A 22,554-nucleotide genomic window follows, 5' to 3' on the forward strand; every position below is an offset into this window, starting at 1 on the left:
AAAAAACAATAGGCTGGTGAATTTCTCTTCCATGTGGTCAAACATTGTGCATAATGTGCATAACTAAAAAAGTCATTTAGACAATTAATAATAACAAGAGTCAGGGTTGAACGAATCAACAAAGCTGAACAAAATTCTCAGACAAGCACAAAACAAGCTGCGCCGCCTAACGCTATTAGCGCAGCGCTATAAGCAAGCGTACATTACCCAGGGTGCGCTGTTACGTTTGTCTGAACTAGCTAGCACTATTAGCGATATGCGGGAGTTTTATCCTGCTATTCATAAAATGGTGTCTGAGCTATTACTCGCTGAAAACTTCTATGTTGTATTTTACGATCAAGAAAGTCAGCAATTTTCGCCACAGTATTTTTCTGATGAAAAAGATCAGCTAACCATCTCTCAGTTGCCATCCAGCTCATTTGCTAGCGGCTTAACCGGTTACGTCGCCCGCACGGGTAAACCTTTACTGTGTGGTACCACCGAGTTTAACCAGCTTATTGCCCAAGGACATATTCAAGCACTTGGTTCGCCATGTGCGCACTGGCTGGGTATCCCACTATGTCGCGGCAATCAGGTTATAGGAGTTATGGCAATACAGTCTTATAACGCAGAGCAACTGTATACCGACTCTGATATCGATTTATTCTTTAGCATTGGCCTACACACCGTTACGGCGCTAGACCGCGTAAAAAGCCGCGAACTATTGGAAGACACGGTGCGCCAGCGCACTAAGCAACTGCAGAATATCAACACATCGTTACAAAAAGAGATTAAAGAACGCACCAACGCAGAACAGCTGCAAGCTGCGCTATATCGTATATCTGAATTAACGGCGAGCAGCCGTGATATGAGTAGTTTTTATCAGGCTATGCACAAGGTATTATCGGGTTTAATGCCTGCTGAAAACTGCTATATTGCGCTACTCAGCGCCGACAATAGTAAACTAACCTTTCCGTTTTATTTAGATCAGTATTCCGTATCAGCACGAGAGCGCGCACTTAGCCGCGGCTTTACTGAATATGTTATACGCTGCGCCGACGCAAAGTTAATAGACAGCTCCACCGCTAATAAACTAATAGAGAGTGGTGAAATTCATCGCGATTCCAGCCCGGCAAACCAATCCGGTTATAACTCAAGTAGTTGGCTCGGCGCACCCTTGATTATTGAACAAAAAGTTATCGGTGTTATTGCACTGCAGTCGTATGATACAAGTTATAGCTATACCGAAAACGAGCTAAATATTCTTAAGTTTGTGTCGCAAAACATTGCCGTTGCCATTCAACGTAAGCTAGCCGCTGAGCAACAAAAACACCAGCAAGAAGAGCTTGAACGCAAGGTGTTCGAAAGCACTAGAGAGTTAAGACAAACCAATTTATTTCTGCGACTGCAGGTAGAAGAGCGTAAAAAAGCTGAACAAAAACTATTTTACGAAGCTAATCACGATGCGCTCACTGGCCTTGCTAACCGACAAATGTTCTTACAGCAGCTAAAGCAGCAATTTGCACTGGGTAAACGCCAACCCAACCTGCATGCTGCGTTACTATTTATCGATTTAGACCGTTTCAAATTAATTAATGACACACTTGGCCATCATGTTGGCGATGCTTTTTTAGCCGAAGTTAGCAAACGCCTACTTAGCGCCGTGCGCGAACACGACCTAGTAGCACGTTTAGGCGGTGATGAGTTTGTGGTGCTGTTAACCAGTTTACTGGTAGATGCCGATGCCGAAGATGTTGCAGAGCGTATTATCGAAAAAGTACGCGAACCCTTCTTGCTGCACGGCCAAGAAGTGCTTTCTGGTGCAAGCATCGGTATAGCCTACTTTCAGAATGACCACACCAAGGCTGAAGCGCTGCTGCGCGATGCCGATGCCGCCATGTATCAGGCGAAATCGTTAGGCCGTAACCGTTTCGTTATTTTTACCGAAAGTATGCGCGAACAAATGCTGCAGGCGTTAAAAACCATTTAAACCAATTAGCCGCTACATTAACTATGGTTTTTCAGCATCTGCCGTAAGCGTTCAATATGCGCTAAACCCGATTGTTGCTGTTGCTCCGCGGTTTTTACCGGCGCAGCTTTTTGCCACTCTAAATCATCTTGTGGGAGCTCATATAAAAACCGACTTGGCTCTGGGCGTATGGTTTCACCAAATTGACGACGCTCTTTGGCGTAGGTAAAAATAAGCTCGCGCTGCGCTCGAGTTATGCCCACGTAGGCTAAACGCCGCTCTTCTTCAACATTATCTTCATCTATGCTGGTTTGGTGCGGCAAAATGCCCTCTTCCATACCCACCATAAATACATAAGGAAACTCTAAACCTTTAGACGCATGAAGTGTTAGCAGCTGCACTTGGTCGGCGTTATCTTCTTGCTCTTGCCGCTCCATCATATCGCGCAGCGTTAAACGGGTAACGACCTCGGGTAAGGTCATGGGTTCTTCATCGTCTTTGCCTTGCAGCATTTCACTAATCCAGCGATACAGCTCATTAACGTTTTTCAACGCCATTTCTGCAGCCTTAGGGCTAGTGCTAGTTTCAAACAACCAGGCTTCGTAATGGCTTTGCCGAATAAGGTCACGCACCGCTTCTGCTGGTTCAGCGCGCTGCACGTTATCAGCAATATTGGCTATCCACTTAGCAAACTGAGTTACCGCATTATGCGAACGCGCTGAAAGATGCATCGACAATTCACTGTCGCAACACGCGGCAAACAAACTTATTTGTTTTTCATTGGCTAAATTACCAATATGCTGCAAGGTTGCTGCGCCAATTTCACGCCGAGGCACGTTAATAATGCGCAGCAGTGCATTGTCGTCATCTTGGTTAACCACCAAGCGCAAATAAGCCATCACATCTTTAATTTCACTGCGAGAGAAAAACGAAGTGCCACCTGAAATTTTATAGGGTATCCGGTTGGTCATTAAGGCTTTTTCAAATAGCCGCGACTGATGGTTGCCACGATATAACAAGGCGTAATCACGGTATTGGCTGCGATTAATAAAACGATGCGAAATAATTTCAGCGACTACTTTTTCGGCTTCATCTTCTTCGTGCTTGCACGGCAATACTTTTAACGGCACACCATAACCGTTTTCACTAAATAACTGCTTTTCAAATTCGTGCGGGTTATTGGCTATTAAAATATTCGCCGCCTTTAGAATGCGTTCTGCCGAGCGGTAGTTTTGCTCTAGTTTAATTACATTCAAGTTTGGAAAGTCTGTTTTTAACAGAGCTAAGTTTTGTGGTCGCGCACCGCGCCAAGAGTAAATAGACTGGTCATCATCACCTACCACCGTAAAGCGCTGGCGCTCACCCACCAACCATTTCACTAATTGATACTGGCTAGTGTTGGTATCCTGGTATTCGTCGACCAATAGATACTGAATTTTTTTCTGCCATTTAGTGCGCACCTCTTCATTATGCTGAAACAATAAGGTTGGCATTAAAATAAGATCATCAAAATCAAGTGCGCTATAAGCGCTAAGTTGCTGGGTATATTGCTGATAATAATTAGCAAAGCTGATGCTTTGTACATCGGTTGCTTCGGCCAGCGCCTTGGTCGGCAGGGTTAATTCATTTTTCCAATTACTTATTTTACTTTGCAGTGCGCGCAGTAAATCTTTGTCGCCTTGAATATCCTTTTCGCTTAGCTCTTTTAACAGTGCCATACTGTCTTGGTCGTCAAACAGCGTAAAATTGGCTTTATAGCCAATATGCCGATATTCCTTTTTTAAAATCTCTAAGCCTAACGTGTGAAAAGTAGAAATAGTTAGGCCGCGCGTAGCTGATTTTGGTAGCTGTTGGTTGATACGTGACCGCATTTCACGCGCCGCTTTATTAGTAAAGGTAACTGCAGCTATATATTTAGCGGGCAGCTCGCACTCTTGAATTAAATAGGCAATTTTATTAATAATAACCCGTGTTTTACCACTGCCAGCACCAGCTAGCACTAGGCATGGCCCAGAGATAAATTTAACAGCAGCATTTTGTTGCGGATTTAACTTCATTGACTCACCCTTAACTCAAGGTAGGCATTGTAACGAAAATTGCCGCTAAATATCATTCGCGATTATAGTTCTGGCCTGTAGAATAAGGCTAATAGTTGCAGAAAACATCGCAAGTAACTGATGCGACACAGGAGAGTGACATGATCGACCCGAAAAAAATTGAAGATATCGCCAAACAAATTGGTAATGCTATTCCACCACAAGTACGTCAGTTTGCTGATGATGTTGAAGCTAAGGTAAAACAGGTGCTGCAAAATAAGCTTGCCGATATGGATTTTGTTAGCCGTGAAGAGTTTGACGTGCAGCGCCAAGTGTTACTACGCACCCGCGAAAAGGTAGAAAACCTAGAACAGCAGCTAACTGCATTACTGGCGGAAAAAACGCAAAAATTTGATGCTAAAGATTTACCCACGTCAGATCAGCTATAAGCTTTTAATAATCAAGCACTGAATAAAAGGCATTACGGCGCACTGAAAAACTACGCCGTAATTTTTTAATAAGCCAAGTACGTGTTAATGCTGGCTTATTTTGCTCGTGGCTGCGCCACTCTTAATATTTCGGTTAAGCCCGCCACCGCACCGCCGATATTAGCTAATTCTGCTGGCACTATCATGGTGTTGTTGGTTTTAGCTAAGTTACCAAACTCTTTTACATATTGCTCGGCAACGCGCAAGCTAACGGCTTCCGAACCGCCTGGCTGATTAATAGCCTCAGCAATTTTGCGCAGGCCCTCAGCGGTAGCTATAGCAATTAACTCAATTTCACGGGCTCGGCCTTCCGCTTCGTTAATTTGCCGCATTTTGTCACCTTCAGACAAATTGATGACTTCTTGCTTCTGGCCTTCAGATACGTTAATCATCGCTTGTCGCTCACCTTCTGATCTAGCAATAGCGGCACGGCGTTCTCGCTCAGCACGCATTTGCTGCTCAAGCGCATCTTTAATGCTCAGTGGCAGTTCAATATCGGCAATTTCATAACGTAGTACTTTTACTCCCCAAGGCGCAGCAGCTTCATCTAATGCTTTAACTACTTCTTCGTTAATTTTTGCCCGTTCTTCGAAAGTTTTATCTAGGTCGGTTTGGCCAATAACAGAACGCATGGTGGTTTGCGCAAGTTGCGCCGACGCATAACGGTAATTATTAATACCGTAACTCGCTTTATGTGGGTCAATAACCTGTAAATATAAAATACCGTCAATGCCTACCTGAATATTGTCGCGCGTAACACAGGTTTGGCGCTGCACATCGATCACTTCTTCTTTTAGGCTGTGTATGTAGGCGACTTTGTCGATAAATGGAATAAGAATATGAAAGCCTGAATCTAGCGTGCGCGAATATTTACCTAAACGTTCAATAACAAAGTTACTTTTTTGCGGCACTACGCGCGCGGTTTTTACGATCATAATAATAACGGCTAGGGCAAAACCCGCCATTAAAATAGTATTAATATCAATTTGAGCCATCAAGTTTACTCCTTAAAATAGATGGTTAGTTTTATAACTGTGGTTATTCCGGTTTAGTGGCCGATACCACTAATTTAATGCCCTGATTAGCCACTACCCAGGCCACATCACCGGCCTTTAGTAGATCAGTTGATTGTGCATCCCATTGCACACCATTTAGTACTACTCGGCCCGCGCCTTGGCTGAAATCCGCATGCACAGTAACACGGCTACCTATATCGTTTGCTAAACGTGACGGGTGTTCACCACTATCTGCGGTATAACCGACAAACCAGCGCTTAAACCGCCCTCGGGCGCTAAATAGTAACAGTAGCGATAATATGCCAAACAATAAAAACTGCAGGCTGAAGCTTTCTATCAGGCCAAAATTAAGTAACAAACCAACGATAATAGCGGCAATGCCAAAAAATACCGCCACTATACTGGTAGCCAATAATTCAGACAAAATAAGTACTATGCCAGCAACTATCCACAGCGTAGCAATATTCACGTAATTTGCTCCTTAACAATTATTAGCCTGCACATTAACTTATCGTAGACAACGCGGTCAATCAGCTTGGCATGTTATAACGCGGTCGCAGTATAGGCTTGTAATAGCCGGTTCAGTTGCGGATGGGTTAATTCACGTTGCGTGGTAATAATATAAAAATTCTCGTATACCTGAGGTAAGGTGAGGTATTTGTGCAAACGGCCACTGCTTAGCTCATCTTTTACCACAACATCGGGAATAACCGTGAGGGCACCGCTATCACGGGCCAGTAAGCGCAGCATTGCCATATCGTCGGCTTCAGCTATAACGTCGGGTTGCAACTGATACTGAGCAGCTAAGGCATCAAACGCCATGCGGATGGAGCTTTGTACCGGCGGTAATACCCAGCGCTGTTGCCGATAGCTAGCCAGATTGTCACTAAGCGCTTTACCAGGAGCGCCAATTACGGCGACGGGCTGACGCGCTAACAAACGACATTGCCACAGTTGGTTATCGTTAGCTTGTACCGCAACATTGCTGAGCGCTAAGTCCAGTTGATGCTGTGCCAGCGCATTAAGCAGCGTAGTTTGATTCATCGATAATAAACTAAAGCGGCTGTCTGCTGTGGCCAATAGCGGTGCGATAAAGCTTTCGATAAAATTACGCGACATCGTTGCCAAGGTACCAATGCGGATTGGGCTATGTTGTGGTTGCGCGCCGTTTATCAGCAGCTGTTCTAGCTCGGCGCCACGACTAAAAATATCTTCTGCATATTTCAGCGTGTGATAACCGCTATCGGTCAGCACCAGTTTACGCCCCTGTCGCAAGAACAGCTGTACCCGCATGCTTTGTTCTAACTGTTTAATTTGCGCCGACAAAGCAGACTGCGAAATATGCAGCCGCTGCGCGGTTTCGGTTAGGTTACCGCCTTTAGCAACCTGCCAAAAATAATACAGGTGATGGTAGTTTAGTCGGCTCATAGTTCTCTTTATGTGAACGATTAGTCTTTTATTATGTATTTTACTTATGATAGTGCGCTGCACACAATAGAGCCAGTTTATTCCAGCTCAGGGTGCACTATGCAAACATTGTTTTCTGTAAACTCTTTTAAGTTGGTATTACTGGCGTTGATTGCGTTACTCGCGCTGGTGATCTGGCGTTACAGCTCAGTAGCACTGACGGGAGAGCCCGATAAGCCAAGGTTTATGCGCTCGCTAGCGTTTACACTAAGCGCAGTCGTTTTTACCCTAATTAGCAATCATTTGTTGCTATTCTGGCTAGGTTGGCTGGCCATCAGCCTGGCGCTGCATCAGCTGTTATTATTCTACCCAGAGCGGCCGCGGGCTCAGTTAGCAGCCCAAAAAAAAGCACTTAGCGCTCGGCTCAGTGAAGTGCTACTAGCGATTGCGTTTACCCTACTTTATTTACATTTCGGTACTGCCAATATCTCGACTATCAACACTATGCTAGCTAGTGCGCCAAGTAGTTTAATACTACACAGCGCTGCAATATTAATGGTGCTAGTAGCACTGCTAAAATGCGCGCAATTACCGCTGCATGGCTGGTTAATACAGGTGGTGGAAGCGCCTACACCCGTATCGGCACTATTGCATGCGGGTATTATTAATCTGGGCGGCATTTTGTTATTACTGTTTTTACCCCTGCTGCGCTGCAGTCCCATAGCCAGCTTTATACTGCTGGTTACTGCGCTGGGTAGCACGATTGTCGCGGCGCTGGTGGTAAGCACACGTATCAGTATAAAGGTGCGTCTAGCCTGGTCTACAGTGGCACAAATGGGCTTAATGCTGGTAGAGATTGCCCTTGGTCTTTATACGCTGGCGCTGCTGCACCTGTTAGCGCACTCCTGCTACAAAGCCTATGCTTTTTTACACAGTGGCAATGCCGTGAACCACTATTTGGCTGCTCAACTTGCCGAACAAGCTCATCCTCGTGCGCGGCACTGGCTCGTGTCACTGCTACTGGCGGTGGCACTGGTAAGCCTTACACAGCAAGTGTTGCCATTATCAAGCCTAAGCAGCGCAGTATTATTGATACTAGCCATAACGGTGCTGTTAGTACCGACACTGCAGCTTGCCGATAACAGACGCCCAGCGCGTGTACTATTAGCGCTGGTATACGCTATTGGCTTACTCATTTTATACTTTAGTTCGAAAACGCTATTACAACCGGTTATGCCAACGCCCCATAGCGTAACGCTGGCAGCCGATATGCTGAGCAGTGTCGCTTTTGTCGGTTTGTTTATGCTAACGCTGTTGTTACGGTATCAAAGCCATCGAAAATCGATAAATAAAGTTTTTATCTGGCTTAATGCCGGCGGCTATCTAGATGAATGGACAACGCGTATTACACTAAAAATCTGGCCGTATACGGCTCACACCAAGGCTTGCCACAAAGTGCCTGCATTACAGGAGGCAAAATGAGTGCGATAACCCACAGCGTAGCAAGATCTGACAACAAGCTTAGCAACCTAATTATTAACGCCGCCAGCCAAATTGCACCGCAATGGCCGCTTGATCAGATGATTGCCGTTAACCCTTGGTGGCAAAAGCGCCAGCGCCCCTTTGCGGTAATATGTGCAGAGCAAAAACTGCTGGCCGGCACCGACTGCTTGATGAACGCCGATTGGTATTTAGCACAGTTAAACCGACAAATAATGCCCACACATTTACGCCAAGCGTTAGATGAAGCCCAACTGACAATCAGCGTGGCTGAGGCGAGCAGCGCATTATCAAGGCCCTCGGAAACAAACCAATGGCAGCGTTTAAGTGAGTTGTTATCCAGCCAGATACAACAGCCGGATAAATTGCCGTGGCAGCCGCTTATTGTGCAACAACTCAGCCAGTTTTTGGCGTTATACCATCAATACCCTGAACGCTTTAGTGTTAAAGCCGATAGTAAAAACCATGCTTATCAAAGCTGGCTTAGCGTAGTGCGTCAGGATAAGGGGCTACAGGTACTCACTGGCACTAATCTTAATGACTTATTTGCCGCGCTACCTGATGACCCCTTGTTGTTACTTGAGCAAATACACCCTTGGCTGAGTAGCTGGGGGGCAGATGAACAAAGTCAGCAAGCCTATGTTGAAACACTACTACAGGGCATGTCAGGCTGGGCCGGCTGGCAAGCTTTTCTCGACTGGCAGCAACAACTACAAGGCAATACAGGTCATGCAGCCGTGTGTCAGCTGTTATTTATGTTACTGGGCTGGGACCGGGTGCTATGGCTACACAGTGTGCAACATAACAGCAAACACGACGAGGTGTTACCTGCACTGCAGCGACAAGGAAAACAGTATGCAAGCCTGTTACAACATACTCAAGCAGTGCAGTGTTTGCGCCAAGTGTGGCAACGCGCCTTAGAAATCAGTGTACAACAGCCGCTGTTGTTGCAGTTACAGCAACAACAGCAAAACCTTAGTACTGCCCCAGCAACGCGTCCTGTAATGCAGGCCGCGTTTTGCATCGATGTGCGTTCAGAACCGGTGCGACGAGCACTTGAGCAACAAGATCCAGCTATTCAGACACTAGGCTTTGCTGGCTTTTTTGGTTTACCCATTGCGTATAAGGCAACTGATAATCAACAACCACGGCCGCAGTTACCAGGGTTGATTGCACCAAGGCTAACTGTAATACAAATTAAGCCAGATAACGCGCCCTTATCACGCCAAGCCACACTTGGCTGGAAACAAAGCTTTGATCTCGCCTCGTCCAGTTTAGGGATGGTAGAAGCTGCCGGCCCTACTAAACTCGTTAGCCTAGTTAAACGGGCATTCTTTCGCACGCCAGCACCACATGCACTAAATCAGCTGATTGATAATAACCGGTGGCAGCTACTCAACGCGCAACACCCCGTTTCAATCGCCGAGCAAGCTCAGTTAGCGGCAAGCATACTCAACGCCATGGGCTTAACTACAGATCTCGCTCCGTCTGTCATGTTGTTTGGCCATAGCAGCAGTAGCTGTAATAACGCACATGCCGCCGCATTAGATTGTGGCGCCTGCGGCGGTCAGAGTGGCGAAGTTAATGCTAAAGTGCTGGCGCAAATGCTCAACGACAGCGCCATCAGGCAGCAGCTTGGTGCTAGTCACGGTATAGCAATTCCAGCAGATACGCAGTTTTATGCTGCTCTGCACCACACCACCACTGATGAGCTGCAAGTATACCAAGCGCCAGAACAAGCACCGTGGCGCCACTGGCTAGCGACAGCAAGCGCGCAGGCTCGACGACAGCGAGGTGCACAATTTAATCAGGCACCACAAACCGACCGCGCCCTATCGCGTTTTTTTAAACAACGCAGCAGCGATTGGTCTCAACTGCGCCCAGAATGGGGTTTGGCCAACAATGCCGCTTTTATTGTCGCACCGCGCCAACTTACCAAACAACTAGATTTAAAAGGCCGCGTATTTTTACATGACTATGATAGCGATAAAGATCATGATTTTAGCCTGTTATATACCATTATGACTGCACCCATGGTGGTAACAAACTGGATTAACCTGCAGTACTACGCCTCGGTGGTTGCGCCAGACAAATATGGTAGCGGTAATAAATTACTGCATAATGTAGTGGCAGGGCATATAGGCGTGTTCGAAGGTAACGGCGGTGATTTACGCACCGGGCTTGCGTGGCAGTCGGTACATGATGGCAGTAAGTTAATGCATCAGCCAGTAAGGCTAAGCGTGGTTATTGCCGCGCCAGCTGATGCGATAACCCGCGTAATTAATAGCTCAACCGATGTTGCCGCACTGGTAGATAATCAGTGGTTGTTCCTGTATCAACTGAGCCATGACGGCAGAGTGCAACAATGGCGGCAGCAAAGCTGGCAGCCAGTTACGCAACCACTTTAGCAAGGTGGTGCGGTGAGCAAATTAGCCAGTAAAAAAGACGCGCTGTCGGGATAGAGCAGCGCGCCAAGGTTGTGGCTGGAGAACACATTACATAAAAGTTAATTAAATAAATACGCGGTATTTTTATCACTAGTTACATCAATGACGTCATATTGCTGCATTTGTGGAATAGCGCGCTGAACTTGGGTTTCAATAGCATCTAGCTGCTGTAAGTTAGCGCAGATACTATTACCCCGTTGCTCTAACAGATTACTCCTAATATCTAGGCGAGCTTCTAAATCCTCACCAAAGCGTTCCATACGTTCGCCGAAGGCTTCCATGCGTTGCTCAAAGTTACCCTCACCGCTCACCATGGCTTTACCCACCATCATAAAAATGCTGCCCATCGAATTTGTCACTGCTTCTTCAATCGCTTGTTCAAATTCTTTGCCAAAAGCATCGTCTATATGGCTAAAACGACTGCCATAAATATTGATGGTTTCACCACTGCGTACCACGATATTTGCCGTGCTAGTTTTAACCTTCTCTAACGCAGTTTGCAGTGCAGGGTTGCTATTAATCGTATTCCCAGTTAACTCAGAAAAAACACTACTAACGGCATCGGCTGCCAGTATTAGTGCATCTTCAACCAGCTCAACGGTTTCTAGCGTTTGGCTACGAATACCAGCTTGATAATCAAACAACAATTGCTGGGTTGAAGCATCGGTATTTACCGCATGATCTTTTATCCACAACTGACCTTGCGTGTTAATACGCCACAGCTCAGTGCCGGCCTCATTTACACTAACCAGCTCATTGCTCATGGTAATGTCTTTATCAAAATTGATATTACAGCTGTTGTCTTCGCCTGCTATTACTGCATTGCTAATACTTGTTAATGCAAAACCCATCGCGATTAGTAAAGTTTTCATTTGGCTGCCCTTTAAGCTATTAATTATAGTTAACTACAACCTTAGTATTACAAGCTTAATGCCAAAACTTAACTTGCTGATATATATAAACTAAAGTAACAAGTCGTTAATAAGCACTGCTCTACCATGGGCTTTTTGACCACTTTTTAGTTGATTTATTACAAGCCACTGCCATTTTCGAAACTAGATTAAAGCACTTTTTAATTACTTTTTGGAATATAGAAGAGTTATCCATTCTTGTACATTTAAACGTATAGACGGCTAAAGTGATAAAAGAATAACAACACAGGGTGTTTTATGCTTTTATCGTCATTGGTTGCACAAGCCAGCCCGCTGTCTGAACAACAGATCAGCCAACTGCAAAATGTAGTAAGCCAGTTAAACCCGATACAACAAGCTTGGGTTAGTGGCTACCTAGCTGCGGGTGCCCAACTTGCAGGGCAACGTGTCATTTCGCCCGCGGCAGTTACCGCTAGCGCCAGCCTAACCATTTTATTTGGTTCACAAACGGGTAATGCTCGCCATCTTGCCGGGGCCCTAGCCGTAAAGGCAAAAGCCAAGGGTATTAACGCTAAAGTACTGGATATGGCAGATTACAAAACTAGCCAATTAAAACATGAACAGTATTTAATCATTGTTACCTCAACCTATGGTGAGGGCGAGCCGCCAGAAAGTGCGCAGGGCTTCTATAACTTTTTATTTAGCAAAAAAGTGCCTCAGCTGGCGGGATTAAAATATGCAGTATTAGGCTTAGGCGATACTAGCTATGAGTTTTTTTGTAAAACTGCCCAAGACTTTGATCAGCGGCTCGCTGAGCTTGGTGCTACTTCAGTGCAAAGCCGTGCCGATTTAGACGTTGATTATCAAACCCAAGCCGATAGCTGGAGCCAAGAGGTTATTACTCTATTAGAGCCAGAACTCACCGCTGACGCTACGCCGTCGGCGCAAGTTATTGCTTGGCCTGGTAAGGATGCCGCAAGCGCAGCTAGTCAATACAGTAAGCAAAACCCGTTTGCGGCTGAAGTGTATGCAGTGCAAAAAATTACCGGGCGCAACTCTACTAAAGATGTGCGTCATATAGAGCTATCTTTGGTCGGCTCAGGCTTAAGTTATCAGCCGGGTGATGCGTTAGGTTTATACTTTTTCAACGACGCTGAATTAGTGCGTGAACTCTTGTTATTAACCGCGATTTCGCCCGATACACCAGTGAATTTAGGCAGTGTCAGTTTAACTGTGCAACAAGCGTTAACTGAGCAATTAGAGCTTACGCAGTCTTATCCCGCCTTTGTCGAAAAGTATGCTAGCGCCAGCAATAATCTAGCATTAAGCGCATTGGCTAGCGATAAAGCCGCGCTACGCGCCTACATTAACGAGCGACAAATCCTTGATATTGTACGCGAGCACCCGGCACTGATCAGTGCTCAACAGCTAGTCAACTCATTACGTAAGCAACAACCCCGCCTCTATTCTATTGCTTCATCACAGGCTGAAGTAGCTGATGAAGTGCATTTAACTGTGGGTGTGGTGCGTTATAACGCTTTTGGTAACACGCATTTAGGCGGTGCTTCTGGTTTTCTAGCAGAGCGTTTAGCCGAGGGCGACAAAGTAAAAATTTTTATTGAACAGAATAATAATTTTCGCCTACCTGAGAATGACGATACCGCCATTATTATGATTGGCCCCGGTACGGGTATTGCGCCATTTCGTGCATTTTTACAAGAACGGGAAGCTCGCGCTGCCAGCGGCAAAAATTGGCTGTTCTTTGGTAACCCACATTTTACCCAAGATTTTTTATACCAACTAGAACTACAAAATTACTTAAAAAGTGGCCTATTAACCAAGCTAGACCTGGCATTTAGCCGTGATCAGGCAGAAAAAATCTATGTGCAAGATAAGCTATACCAGAACAGCCGCGAGATTTGGCAATGGCTAGAGCAAGGTGCGCATTTGTATATTTGCGGCGACGCCAACCGGATGGCAAAAGATGTGCAACAAACGCTGCTAACCATAATTCAGCAGTATGGTAGTAAAACAGCAGAACAAGCAGAGCAGTATTTAGAGCAGCTGCGTGTAGCAAAACGTTATCAAAAGGACATTTACTAATGAGCCAATATCCCATTAATCCTGATTTAGTGGCACCGGGTGCATTGTCGGGTAACGAGCAATTAAAAGCTAACAGCCAACATTTACGAGGCACCATTAGCGATGACTTAACCAACCCCGTTACCGGCGGTTTTGTTGGCGACAACTTTATGCTGATCCGCTTTCACGGTATGTATCAGCAAGACGATCGTGATATTCGTGTGGAGCGCACCGCGCAAAAGCTGGAGCCACTGCATAACGTAATGCTGCGTGCTCGTTTACCCGGCGGCATTATTACCACTAAGCAGTGGCTGGCACTGGAAAAATTTGCTACAGCCAATACGTTATATGGCAGCGTGCGCTTAACTACGCGGCAAACCTTTCAACTGCATGGCGTACTAAAACCTAACATTAAACCCACGCACCAGTTTTTACACAGTATCGGCATTGATAGCATTGCTACCGCGGGTGATGTTAACCGCAACGTGCTTTGTACGCCCAATCCTGTAGAGTCAGAATTGCACCAGCAGGCGTATGAGTGGGCAGCAAAAATTAGTGAGCATTTACTGCCCAAAACACGTGCCTACGCCGAAATTTGGCTAGATGAAGAAGAAATAGAAACTACCGACATAGAACCTGTTTTAGGTGATACCTATTTACCGCGTAAGTTTAAAACCGCGGTGGTAATACCGCCGAATAACGACATTGATCTACACGCTAATGATTTAAGCTTTGTTGCGGTGGCCGAGCATGGCCAATTAATTGGCTTTAATGTACTCGTTGGCGGAGGTTTAGCCATGACTTGGGGCGATAACGCTACCTACCCACGTCTAGCCGACGAGTTAGGTTATATACCGCTAGAGCACACCTTAAAAGTGGCAGAACATGTAGTTACTGTGCAGCGTGACTACGGTAATCGCTCAAACCGTAAAAATGCAAAAACTAAGTACACTATAGATCGCATTGGTCTTGACGTATTTCGTGCTGAAGTAGAAGCGCGCACTAACCTTAGCTTTGCGCCAATTAAGCCTTATCGCTTTACCAGCCGAGGTGATCGCATTGGTTGGGTAGACGGCATTGATGGCAAACAACATTTAACCTTGTTTATTGAAAATGGCCGAGTGTTAGACTTCCCTGACAAACCGTTAAAAACTGGCTTAGCAAAAATTGCTGCAATTCATCAAGGTGACTTTCGCATAACCGCAAACCAAAACCTGATTATTGCCGGAGTAGTACCAAGCCAAAAAGCAGAAATTGACACCATTGCCCGTGCCCACGGTTTAATTGACGATAGCCATAGTAAACTGCGTAAAAACTCAATGGCATGTGTTGCTTTGCCCACCTGCCCATTGGCAATGGCGGAAGCCGAGCGTTATTTACCGGATTTAGTAACTAAAGTTGAAGCCTTGCTCATTAAGCATAATATTGCTGATGAGCATATTATATTGCGCGTTACCGGCTGCCCCAATAGCTGTGGCCGAACTATGCTGGCCGAAGTGGCGTTAGTGGGCCGCGCGCCAGGCAAATATAATCTTTATTTAGGCGGCAACCGCGAGGGCACTCGTATTCCACGTTTATTCTTGGATAACGTGGCTGAAACCGATATTCTGAGTACGCTAGACCGCCTTATCGGCCACTGGGCCACTGAGCGCAGCAACAGTAACGAAGGCTTTGGTGACTTTGTGATAAGGGCTGGCGTAGTTACGCCGGTAGTGGTGCCCAAAGATGACTTTCACAGCTAAACAGGCCATAAATCTGGTGAATAACAGTAAATTTCGTACTATCTTGGCGCAAGACGCCGACATACAACAGCAATGGTTAGAACAAGCTAACCAGCTGCTTGCGCCACTAACGGCAGCTCAGCGGGTACGTTGGGCGTTAGATAACTTGCCGCAAAAGCCAATGCTTAGTTCAAGTTTTGGTATCCAGGCTGCGGTAATGCTGCATTTAGTTACCCAACAGCAGCCTAATATTCCAGTAGTACTAGCCGATACCGGCTATCTTTTTGCGGAAACCTATCAGTTTATTGAGCAATTAACCGCACAATTAAAGCTAAATTTAAAGGTATACCGCGCCAAGCTAACGCCGGCATGGCAAGAGGCGCATTATGGCCGGTTATGGCAAACCCCTGAAGGTCTTAAACGTTATAACCAGATTAACAAAGTAGAACCCATGCAGCGTGCGTTAGACGAATTGCAGGTTGGCTGTTGGTATACCGGCTTGCGTCGCAGCCAAAGTGGTAGCCGTAGCGATAAAATGATCATTGAAATAAGCCGTGGCGTAGTAAAAGTTCAGCCAATTATTGACTGGAGCAACAAGGATATATTTTATTACCTAAAACAGCATGGCTTAAGTTATCATCCGCTATGGGAACAAGGCTATGTTTCAGTGGGTGATACCCATTCCACGCGAAAATTAGAGTTGGGCATGAGTGAAGAAGATACACGCTTTAATGGTTTTGGTCGCGAGTGCGGCTTACATATAGACGGTGATGGCATTTGAAGTAAAGCCATATTAACTTGGCAAAAACGATCACGAAGGGTGCAATGAAAACTATTCTAGCGGCATTATCAATGTTAGTCATTGCATCACCCTTTGCTACTCTAGCAGACGAACCCCTTACTTTTTATACCGAACATTTTCCGCCCTATAATTATGCCGACAATACCGGTGTAACAGGCCTAAACACAGAACTGTTGAGCTTAGCGTGTAAAAAGGCCGAGCTAGTGTGTAACTTCGAGCTTTACCCTTGGCTACGCGCCTATGAAAATGCCAGCAAAAACTCACAGGGTGGGTTATTTTCCACCTCGCGAAATATACACCGCGAGCGTTCATTTAAATGGGTTGGGCCATTAGCTCACTCAACGGCCAATATGTATCGCTTAAAAAGCCGGCCCGAAGTTAATCCACACACTTTAGAAGAGGCAAAACAATTCGTCGTAGGCGTTGCAAGTGGTGATATATACGAACAATACTTGCTGGACCAGGGTTTTTCTTATAGCGAGAATTTATTAAGACTTGCGGCTAAAGCCAGCGCAGTAAAGCTGTTTTTGCAAAGTAAAGTAGACCTACTTATTGCCTCTGAATTAATTTTGCCCATTTGGTTTGCCGGCCACGGTGTTAACGTTAACGCGGTCGAACCCGTGCTAGATCTATCCGGAATAGATGCAAACTATTTAGCGCTAAACCCCGCCGTACCAGATGCTGTAGTAAAAAAGCTGCAACTGGCGCTTGAAGAGATAAAAGCCGGCGAGCAATATAAACGGCTAAAAGAAAAATACATGCACCCGCCGGCCATAACAGAATAAGCTGCTGCCTAACTAAATTAACGTACGCTAAACTGATACACCGTATCATCTTTGCTTAAGGTCAGTATTTTGCCATCTATGGTTACTTTAGGCCGATTTTGTAAAAACTGGCTAAACTGTTGTTCACGCTGCATTGCTGCTGGCTCACAAGCCATCATGGTGCTAGCCAGTTGAGAAACCACTAACTCGCCCTTATCAATAGTGTAATCACCCATAGCATTGTTACAGCCAGTAAAGCCAGATAACCGACTTTCTTCTAGCTGCAGAGTAAAAGGTTTTTCGTTGTTTTCGGCAGTTAATTGCTGATACTGCCCTTGTGGCACTTCGGCCTGCTGACAAGCAGTAAGTACAGTTAATAAGCAAAGCGGTACAAGATATTTTACTGACATATTAAGCTCCAAAAGGCTAAAAACGGTAGATAGTGTGGCACACGCCTACCAAATGCCAGCTGAACAATGTTAAGACTTGTTTGTTATCAATTAAAACGATTAAACCAATTTGTTTTATTCGTTTTGACAATTTAGATAGGCGCGGTAACATAGCTCCTGTCGAAACATGATGTGTGAACTAACCTAAAGGAGTAAGACTATGTCTTCTATTATTAATACTAAAATTAAGCCGTTTAAAGCTACTGCATTTCACGAAGGTAAATTCGTACCCGTTTCTGAGCAGGATTTAGCCGGTAAATGGTCTGTTGTGGTATTTTACCCAGCTGACTTTACGTTTGTATGCCCTACAGAATTAGGCGACTTAGCTGATTTCTACCCTAAGTTCCAAGAAATTGGTGTTGAAGTGTACTCAGTATCTACTGATACTCACTTTACTCACAAAGCGTGGCATGACGCGTCTGACACTATCAAAAAAATCAATTACCCAATGATTGGCGACCCAACTGGCGCTATCACACGTAACTTCGGTGTAATGATTGAAGAAGAAGGTTTAGCTCTGCGTGGTACTTTCGTAATTAACCCGCAAGGCGAAATTAAAGTTGCTGAAATTCATGACCTAGGCATTGGCCGCAGCGCAGCTGAACTGTTCCGTAAAGTTCAAGCCGCTCAGTATGTTGCTAATCACGACGGTGAAGTGTGCCCAGCTAAATGGACTCCAGGTGAAGCAACATTAGCACCATCTCTGGACCTAGTTGGTAAGATCTAAGCTACACCCTGCCCTGCAGTTTACTGTAGGGCAACTTAACTACCGTGCTTGTTAACGGCCAGTAGTTAAGTTTCGCTCTACCAACCCCTAAGGTTGGCTACACGGCAGGTATTTCGCTGCCAATATAACCCAATAGTTATTAAACAGTCTGCTATTGCTGGCTGCGGCTTTGTCACGCTTAAATTTATGTCGTCCTTAATTTTTCCGGAGTTTTTATGTTAGATACTAACCTGAAGCAAACACTTAAAACCTATCTACAAAACTTGAAAACACAGGTTGAACTGGTGGTATCTTTAGACGATAGCGCCAAAGCAACTGAAGTACACACCTTAGCAACTGAAATTGCTGAGTTATCAGATTTAGTGTCATTGCGTCGCGATGATACTGCTATGGCACGCAAGCCAGCTATGTTGGTGCGTTCGGTAGCAAACAACACCCACATCACCTTTGCCGGTGTACCACTGGGGCATGAATTTACCTCATTAGTGTTAGCACTGCTGCACTCTGGCGGCCACCCAATTAAAGTAGAAGCCGATGTTATTGAGCAAATTCGCCAGCTGCCAGGCAACTTCGCGTTTGAGACCTATGTATCACTAAGTTGCCAAACCTGCCCTGAAGTAGTGCAAGCACTAAACATCATGTCGGCCATTAACCCTAACATTACTAACGTAATGATCGACGGTGCAATGTTCCAGCAAGAAGTAGCTGATAAAAACATTATGGCCGTACCTTCGGTTTACCTAAATGGTGAGCTATTTTCGCAAGGTGCCATTACGCTAGAAAAAATTATTCAAAAACTTGATGTTAATGCAGAAAAACGTCAAGCCGAAGCGCTGAAAAACAAAGCAGACTTTGATGTATTAGTGGTTGGTGGCGGCCCAGCAGGTGCAGCAGCCTCTATTTACGCTGCACGTAAAGGCTTAAACACCGGCATTGTGGCTGAGCGTTTTGGCGGCCAAGTCGCAGATACCGTAGGTATCGAAAACTTTATTTCGGTAAAATATACCGAAGGTCCAAAGTTAGTTAATAGCTTAGAAGCGCACGTACGTGAGTACAACGTAGATATTATGAACAATCAACGCGCAGTAAAACTAAGCAAAGATGGCAAGGTACAGCTAGAGCTGCAAAATGGCGCGGTACTTAAAAGTAAAACCATTATTTTAAGCCCAGGTGCACGCTGGAGAGAAATGAACGTACCCGGCGAGCAAGAGTATCGTGGCAAGGGCGTGGCTTACTGCCCGCATTGTGACGGCCCGCTGTTTAAAGGCAAAAAAGTCGCGGTAATTGGCGGTGGTAACTCAGGTATTGAAGCCGCAATTGACCTAGCCGGCATTGTTGAACACGTTACCGTATTAGAATTTGCTGCCGAACTGCGTGCCGATGCGGTACTAGTTAAAAAAGCCAATTCAATGGGCAACATTACCATTATTACCGAAGCGCAAAGTACCGAAGTAACCGGTGATGGCAGCCGCGTAACCGGCATTAACTATACCGACCGTAAAACGGGTAATGCACACCATGTAGAATTAGCCGGTATTTTTGTACAAATTGGTTTAGTGCCAAATACCGAATGGTTACGTGGCGCAATAGAGCTGTCATCTCGTGGTGAAATTATTATTGACGAGCGCGGCCAAACCTCAATGCCAGGCGTATTTGCCGCTGGTGATGCTACTACCGCACCATTTAAGCAAATTATTATTGCTATGGGTTCAGGCGCCACCGCCGCATTAGGTGCCTTTGACTATATGATCCGTAACTAATTGCTAAACCACTAAGCAATTTGCAAAAACGCTTTCATTCCCCCACTCGTAGAGTGTTACGGCAACTTCGGTTGCCGTTTTTTTTATTGCTGGCGTAGCGCATGCTCAGACGGTACGCCTAATAAATCTAACATCTGAATATTGATCTGTTTCTTCTGTAGCGGGGGAATAACTAAGGTGGTGATCTGGTTTAGTTTAGCCTGCACCAATTGGGATAATGGCAGCGTCTCAGCACGGTGCTGCCAAATGGGTAAATCAGCGGCTTCATATAATATCACCTGATGCTCAGCCGGATACCAACGCTGCAAATGCTGTGCAAGCACAGCGATATAGTGGCTGTTAGCGTTAAGATTACATAAACTAAAATCGCCAGCTATAGCGACTTGCCACAAAATAACATAGCCTGAAACATCGAGCGTACGCTGATAAAACAAAAATTGGCTGGCTTCAAACTGCTGACAACCTTCAGCTATAGGGTCTATACCTAAATCGGCATATAAACAGGCATCCGCTGCAATACCCGCTTCCATTTTGGCAGAATAACCCAGTATTTTTAACTGACGTATTGTTTCATGTGGTGGCCAGCTTGCTACACCGGGGTGGCCATAACAAGCCCACACCACATTTTTACCGGCTTGTACTGCGTTAATTACCGCGTCGATCATGGCCTGATAACTCAGGCTTCGTGGCTGACCATCTTGGTAAAACTGTTGCAAATCGACTAAGTTAGCGTTTATTTGCTGCAAAAACTTAGCAAGGTAGTGAGTATTGCTATGAAAAAATACTATATCGGCAGCTACCAACTGATTACGCGCTAACTCGGTTAACTGACTACCCAAGGTAATACCCAAACCCAGACAAATAAGCCGGCCATATTTTATGTTATTACCATTTAATTCAGGCATTGGCCGTTGCACTATGACTGCAATTACGCCCAGCGGCTTTAGCTTGGTATAGCGCGGCATCAGCCTGTTGCAGTAAGGTATCAAAATTTGCGCTATCGCCACTAGCAATACCAAAACTGGCCGTCACGCTAATATTTTGCCCATTAACGACTATTGGACTATCAGCAATACTCTGACGGCACTGCTCAGCTAATTTAATCGCATCAGCCAAACGACAACCGGGTAAGAACATGGCAAATTCTTCGCCACCAATTCGTGCCAAAATATCCTGCTTACGTATATGCACAGAGCAGCGCGCAGCTATTTCGGTTAGCACAATATCGCCAGTACTGTGGCCATACTGATCATTAATCTGTTTAAACAAATCGATATCAAACACGATAAGGCTATATTCTTCCTGCTGTCGCCGGTTATTTAACTGTCGGCTAACGGCTTCGCTAAAATAACGCCTATTGTACAGTTTGGTGAGAAAATCCGTGGTGGCCAACCGACTTAATAAAGCACGTTTGTTGTTTAATACATAAATAACGAATAACAACAGCAATGTAACGGCAATCGTTATCAGCAGAGCGTTAAATTTTTGGTCTTTTTGCAGTTGGCTTTCTAGCTTTAATAAATTATTTTGGCTTTTTAGCAGTGCCAGTTTATTTTCGCTTTCCATAAAGTCAGCCTGCGCCATATGGTAAGCCACACTGCGCTGCTTAAAATCGCCGATAAAAGCATTTAATGCGGCTATATGCTGCTTATAAGCAATAACCGCAGCGTGCATATCACCTTTTTTCTCATATAACCGCGCTAACAATAACATCGATTTATTCGCCGTTTGGTTATCATTTAATTGTTTAGACTGTTGGTAGACCTGCTCTAAATTCACCTCAGCCGCACTAAGCTGATTGAGGTTAAGCTCAGCATATCCTAAATAATATCTCGTCAGAATTATGGTGTATAAATAACCAATTTCGTTTAACTTTGGTAAGGATGCTTGCATGTTTTTTTTAACACGCTCAGGTGCACTGTTTACATCAACATCTGCGGTGAAAATGTCTACCGTATATTTCATCAAAGGTTCTTGTGCCTGTTCGCATGCAAGAGACGCTTTGTTTGCTAATTCTTGCGGATACGCGCCGACCAACTGCGTTAATGCTTGTAATTTTTGTGTGTAACTTATACAAAATCCTCTAGGAGAATCAGCATACTCAGCAATCATATCAGCAAACTCAATGGCTTTTTCATAGGCATTGACGCTGCTATGAAGCTGCGCTGCTACAGTATAGACATTAACAAGTAGCATTCTATCGGTTACTATACGAGCATGTTTCAGTGCCTCATTTAATGATAAATAAGCCTCTTTATAGTTTTTCTTATGCTCAAACACTGTTGCAAGCAGTAAATAAGCCTTCACTCTAATGACTGCAGACTGGCTTTTAATTATTGTCTGAGCTAACGCAATGGCGTCATCTTGCTGGCCTTTGAATCCAAGCATATACGCTTTGATAAAAATAAAATGATCACGTTGCTCAGAAGGCAGCTGTTTCAATATTGGCTCAAGCTGTTCAAGTATATGAAGCGTGGTTTCTGGGGACTTTGTTCTTAATGTTTCAGCCTCAGTTAACTGAGATTGAATAGATTC

The 22,554-nt window shown here is 45.1% G+C and carries 18 protein-coding genes; 10 read left to right on the top strand and 8 right to left on the bottom strand.

Annotation, left to right across the window (positions count from 1 at the left end; genetic code table 11):
- The first annotated feature begins 106 nt into the window (after positions 1-106).
- On the top strand, positions 107-1,969 hold the full coding sequence (locus E0Z06_RS14580; RefSeq protein ID WP_132586212.1) for a diguanylate cyclase: 1,863 nt from the start codon (positions 107-109) through the stop codon (positions 1,967-1,969).
- Between the two features lie 17 nt (positions 1,970-1,986).
- Here E0Z06_RS14580 and rep read toward each other — a convergent pair whose 3' ends face one another.
- The gene (gene rep / locus E0Z06_RS14585) at positions 1,987-4,005 is read right to left on the bottom strand and encodes a DNA helicase Rep (protein WP_132586215.1); all 2,019 of its coding nucleotides are present in this window, start codon (positions 4,003-4,005) and stop codon (positions 1,987-1,989) included.
- 140 nt (positions 4,006-4,145) lie between these two features.
- Between rep and E0Z06_RS14590 the strand changes: the two genes are divergently transcribed.
- The gene (locus tag E0Z06_RS14590) at positions 4,146-4,433 is read left to right on the top strand and encodes an accessory factor UbiK family protein (protein WP_132586218.1); all 288 of its coding nucleotides are present in this window, start codon (positions 4,146-4,148) and stop codon (positions 4,431-4,433) included.
- 95 nt (positions 4,434-4,528) lie between these two features.
- Here E0Z06_RS14590 and E0Z06_RS14595 read toward each other — a convergent pair whose 3' ends face one another.
- The 3 genes from E0Z06_RS14595 to E0Z06_RS14605 form a co-directional block, all read right to left on the bottom strand.
- Positions 4,529-5,467, bottom strand: coding sequence for a stomatin-like protein (locus E0Z06_RS14595; RefSeq protein WP_132586221.1), 939 nt, complete (start codon positions 5,465-5,467; stop codon positions 4,529-4,531).
- Between the two features lie 43 nt (positions 5,468-5,510).
- Positions 5,511-5,957: an NfeD family protein gene (locus E0Z06_RS14600; protein WP_132586224.1), complete on the bottom strand. Its 447-nt coding sequence runs from the start codon at positions 5,955-5,957 to the stop codon at positions 5,511-5,513.
- 74 nt (positions 5,958-6,031) lie between these two features.
- Positions 6,032-6,916, bottom strand: a complete 885-nt coding sequence (locus E0Z06_RS14605) for a LysR family transcriptional regulator (RefSeq protein ID WP_132586227.1) — start codon at positions 6,914-6,916, stop codon at positions 6,032-6,034.
- 99 nt (positions 6,917-7,015) lie between these two features.
- On the opposite strand from E0Z06_RS14605, the gene E0Z06_RS14610 reads away from it, so the two are divergent.
- Entirely contained in the window at positions 7,016-8,377 is a 1,362-nt protein-coding gene (locus tag E0Z06_RS14610) for an NADH-quinone oxidoreductase subunit L (RefSeq protein WP_132586230.1), read from the top strand.
- The gene (locus E0Z06_RS14615) at positions 8,374-10,803 is read left to right on the top strand and encodes a DUF2309 domain-containing protein (RefSeq protein ID WP_132586233.1); all 2,430 of its coding nucleotides are present in this window, start codon (positions 8,374-8,376) and stop codon (positions 10,801-10,803) included. Before E0Z06_RS14610 ends, E0Z06_RS14615 begins: the two co-directional genes overlap by 4 nt.
- A 98-nt stretch (positions 10,804-10,901) precedes the next feature.
- Here E0Z06_RS14615 and E0Z06_RS14620 read toward each other — a convergent pair whose 3' ends face one another.
- Positions 10,902-11,714 carry a DUF2884 family protein gene (locus E0Z06_RS14620; protein ID WP_132586236.1) on the bottom strand — a complete coding sequence of 271 codons (813 nt, stop codon included), beginning with the start codon at positions 11,712-11,714 and terminating at the stop codon, positions 10,902-10,904.
- Positions 11,715-12,011: 297 nt separating this feature from the next.
- Here E0Z06_RS14620 and E0Z06_RS14625 point away from each other — a divergent pair, with 297 nt between their 5' ends.
- Genes E0Z06_RS14625 through E0Z06_RS14640 form a run of 4 tightly spaced genes read left to right on the top strand, consistent with a single transcriptional unit; the run spans position 12,012 to position 17,104 of the window.
- A complete protein-coding gene (locus E0Z06_RS14625) occupies positions 12,012-13,817 on the top strand; it encodes an assimilatory sulfite reductase (NADPH) flavoprotein subunit (protein ID WP_132586239.1) in 1,806 nt (601 codons plus the stop codon).
- Complete coding sequence (gene cysI, locus E0Z06_RS14630) at positions 13,817-15,538, top strand: assimilatory sulfite reductase (NADPH) hemoprotein subunit (RefSeq protein WP_132586242.1); 1,722 nt, start codon at positions 13,817-13,819, stop codon at positions 15,536-15,538. Before E0Z06_RS14625 ends, cysI begins: the two co-directional genes overlap by 1 nt.
- Positions 15,522-16,298 carry a phosphoadenylyl-sulfate reductase gene (locus E0Z06_RS14635; protein WP_132586245.1) on the top strand — a complete coding sequence of 259 codons (777 nt, stop codon included), beginning with the start codon at positions 15,522-15,524 and terminating at the stop codon, positions 16,296-16,298. The genes cysI and E0Z06_RS14635 overlap by 17 nt, the downstream gene beginning before the upstream one ends.
- A gap of 44 nt (positions 16,299-16,342) precedes the next feature.
- Positions 16,343-17,104: a transporter substrate-binding domain-containing protein gene (locus E0Z06_RS14640; protein WP_132586248.1), complete on the top strand. Its 762-nt coding sequence runs from the start codon at positions 16,343-16,345 to the stop codon at positions 17,102-17,104.
- Positions 17,105-17,121: 17 nt separating this feature from the next.
- On the opposite strand, the gene E0Z06_RS14645 is transcribed toward E0Z06_RS14640, so the two are convergent.
- Positions 17,122-17,493, bottom strand: a complete 372-nt coding sequence (locus E0Z06_RS14645; protein WP_132586251.1) for an META domain-containing protein — start codon at positions 17,491-17,493, stop codon at positions 17,122-17,124.
- Positions 17,494-17,692: 199 nt separating this feature from the next.
- Here E0Z06_RS14645 and ahpC point away from each other — a divergent pair, with 199 nt between their 5' ends.
- Both ahpC and ahpF read left to right on the top strand, forming a co-directional pair.
- Positions 17,693-18,259: an alkyl hydroperoxide reductase subunit C gene (gene ahpC, locus E0Z06_RS14650; protein WP_132586254.1), complete on the top strand. Its 567-nt coding sequence runs from the start codon at positions 17,693-17,695 to the stop codon at positions 18,257-18,259.
- Between the two features lie 215 nt (positions 18,260-18,474).
- Positions 18,475-20,019, top strand: coding sequence for an alkyl hydroperoxide reductase subunit F (gene ahpF / locus E0Z06_RS14655; protein WP_132586257.1), 1,545 nt, complete (start codon positions 18,475-18,477; stop codon positions 20,017-20,019).
- Between the two features lie 83 nt (positions 20,020-20,102).
- Here ahpF and E0Z06_RS14660 read toward each other — a convergent pair whose 3' ends face one another.
- A complete protein-coding gene (locus tag E0Z06_RS14660) occupies positions 20,103-20,924 on the bottom strand; it encodes an SAM-dependent methyltransferase (RefSeq protein WP_165907410.1) in 822 nt (273 codons plus the stop codon).
- Positions 20,917-22,461 (bottom strand): diguanylate cyclase, encoded by a 1,545-nt coding sequence (locus E0Z06_RS14665; RefSeq protein WP_132586263.1) that lies wholly within the window; start codon positions 22,459-22,461, stop codon positions 20,917-20,919. Before E0Z06_RS14665 ends, E0Z06_RS14660 begins: the two co-directional genes overlap by 8 nt.
- Between the last annotated feature and the right edge of the window lie 93 nt (positions 22,462-22,554).

This window comes from Rheinheimera sp. D18 (assembly GCF_004345025.1).
In the GTDB taxonomy this organism is placed as follows: Bacteria; Pseudomonadota; Gammaproteobacteria; order Enterobacterales; family Alteromonadaceae; genus Alishewanella; species Alishewanella metallidurans.